Here is a 2,500-nt window from a genome sequence, read left to right on the forward strand (position 1 = left end):
CCGCGCCGAAAATGTACCGGGGCTAAACGTATCACCGAAGCTGTGGGTGGACACCATCTGGTGTCCGCGGTAGGAGAGCGTTCTAAGTGCATCGAAGTCAGACCGCAAGGACTGGTGGAGCGCTTAGAAGTGAGAATGCCGGTATGAGTAGCGAAAGATGGGTGAGAATCCCATCCACCGAATGCCTAAGGTTTCCTGAGGAAGGCTCGTCCGCTCAGGGTTAGTCGGGACCTAAGCCGAGGCCGAAAGGCGTAGGCGATGGACAACAGGTTGATATTCCTGTACCACCTCTTTACCGTTTGAGCAATGGGGGGACGCAGGAGGATAGGGCAAGCGCGCTGTTGGATATGCGCGTCCAAGCAGTTAGGCCGCAAACGAGGCAAATCCCGTTTGCATAAGGCTGAGCTGTGATGGCGAGGGAAATTTAGTACCGAAGTTCCTGATTCCACACTGCCAAGAAAAGCCTCTAGCGAGGGAAAAGGTGCCCGTACCGCAAACCGACACAGGTAGGCGAGGAGAGAATCCTAAGGTGAGCGAGAGAACTCTCGTTAAGGAACTCGGCAAAATGACCCCGTAACTTCGGGAGAAGGGGTGCTTTTTAGGGTGAATAGCCCGGAAAAGCCGCAGTGAATAGGCCCAGGCGACTGTTTAGCAAAAACACAGGTCTCTGCGAAGCCGCAAGGCGAAGTATAGGGGCTGACGCCTGCCCGGTGCTGGAAGGTTAAGAGGAGGGGTTAGCGCAAGCGAAGCTCTGAATCGAAGCCCCAGTAAACGGCGGCCGTAACTATAACGGTCCTAAGGTAGCGAAATTCCTTGTCGGGTAAGTTCCGACCCGCACGAAAGGCGTAACGATCTGGGCACTGTCTCAACGAGAGACTCGGTGAAATTATAGTACCTGTGAAGATGCAGGTTACCCGCGACAGGACGGAAAGACCCCGTGGAGCTTTACTGCAGCCTGATATTGAATTTTGGTACAGCTTGTACAGGATAGGTAGGAGCCTTTGAAGCCGGAGCGCCAGCTTCGGTGGAGGCATTGGTGGGATACTACCCTGGCTGTATTGAAATTCTAACCCGCGCCCCTGATCGGGGCGGGAGACAGTGTCAGGCGGGCAGTTTGACTGGGGCGGTCGCCTCCTAAAAAGTAACGGAGGCGCCCAAAGGTTCCCTCAGAATGGTTGGAAATCATTCGCAGAGTGTAAAGGCACAAGGGAGCTTGACTGCGAGACCTACAAGTCGAGCAGGGACGAAAGTCGGGCTTAGTGATCCGGTGGTTCCGCATGGAAGGGCCATCGCTCAACGGATAAAAGCTACCCCGGGGATAACAGGCTTATCTCCCCCAAGAGTCCACATCGACGGGGAGGTTTGGCACCTCGATGTCGGCTCATCGCATCCTGGGGCTGTAGTCGGTCCCAAGGGTTGGGCTGTTCGCCCATTAAAGCGGTACGCGAGCTGGGTTCAGAACGTCGTGAGACAGTTCGGTCCCTATCCGTCGTGGGCGCAGGAAATTTGAGAGGAGCTGTCCTTAGTACGAGAGGACCGGGATGGACGCACCGCTGGTGTACCAGTTGTCTTGCCAAAGGCATCGCTGGGTAGCTATGTGCGGAAGGGATAAGTGCTGAAAGCATCTAAGCATGAAGCCCCCCTCGAGATGAGATTTCCCATAGCGTCAAGCTAGTAAGATCCCTGAAAGATGATCAGGTTGATAGGTCTGAGGTGGAAGCGTGGTGACACGTGGAGCTGACAGATACTAATAGATCGAGGACTTAACCACAATTGATTACTCAGTCATTCTTCTTCTTCTGCATTATCTAGTTTTGAGGGAACAAAACCTCATCTAAATAGTCTGGTGGCGATAGCGAGAAGGTCACACCCGTTCCCATACCGAACACGGAAGTTAAGCTTCTCAGCGCCGATGGTAGTTGGGGGTTCTCCCCCTGTGAGAGTAGGACGCTGCCGGGCTTTACAATATGGAGGATTAGCTCAGCTGGGAGAGCATCTGCCTTACAAGCAGAGGGTCGGCGGTTCGATCCCGTCATCCTCCACCATATTTGCCGGTTTAGCTCAATTGGTAGAGCAACTGACTTGTAATCAGTAGGTTGGGGGTTCAAGTCCTCTAGCCGGCACCAGCTTCAATGTTTGTGAAAAAGTTTGAGCCATTAGCTCAGTCGGTAGAGCATCTGACTTTTAATCAGAGGGTCGAAGGTTCGAGTCCTTCATGGCTCACCATTTAATCTCAGGCAATAATATATGCGGGTGTGGCGGAATTGGCAGACGCACCAGACTTAGGATCTGGCGCCGCAAGGCGTGGGGGTTCGACTCCCTTCACCCGCACCAATTTTATATGCGGAAGTAGTTCAGTGGTAGAACATCACCTTGCCAAGGTGGGGGTCGCGGGTTCGAATCCCGTCTTCCGCTCCAGATATTTGCCGGGGTGGCGGAACTGGCAGACGCACAGGACTTAAAATCCTGCGGTAGGTGACTACCGTACCGGTTCGATTCC

6 tRNA genes and 2 rRNA genes (2 of these 8 running past the window's edge) are annotated in these 2,500 nt (G+C 53.8%); all 8 read left to right on the top strand.

The window, feature by feature from the left end:
- Nucleotides 1-1,771 (top strand): 23S ribosomal RNA (locus AC4E8B_RS00490); it begins 1,174 nt to the left of the window's first position.
- 71 nt (nt 1,772-1,842) lie between these two features.
- Nucleotides 1,843-1,959: ribosomal RNA gene (gene rrf, locus AC4E8B_RS00495) — 5S ribosomal RNA — on the top strand.
- A gap of 10 nt (nt 1,960-1,969) precedes the next feature.
- Nucleotides 1,970-2,045: transfer RNA gene (locus AC4E8B_RS00500), tRNA-Val, on the top strand.
- A gap of 5 nt (nt 2,046-2,050) precedes the next feature.
- Nucleotides 2,051-2,126: transfer RNA gene (locus tag AC4E8B_RS00505), tRNA-Thr, on the top strand.
- Between the two features lie 24 nt (nt 2,127-2,150).
- Nucleotides 2,151-2,226 (top strand) — tRNA-Lys (locus AC4E8B_RS00510).
- 23 nt (nt 2,227-2,249) lie between these two features.
- A tRNA-Leu gene (locus AC4E8B_RS00515) sits at nt 2,250-2,334 on the top strand.
- A 9-nt stretch (nt 2,335-2,343) separates the two neighbouring features.
- Nucleotides 2,344-2,418 (top strand) — tRNA-Gly (locus tag AC4E8B_RS00520).
- 7 nt (nt 2,419-2,425) lie between these two features.
- A tRNA-Leu gene (locus AC4E8B_RS00525) sits at nt 2,426-2,500 on the top strand; it runs 14 nt beyond the window's last position.

Source organism: Bacillus sp. SRL543 (assembly GCF_984799205.1).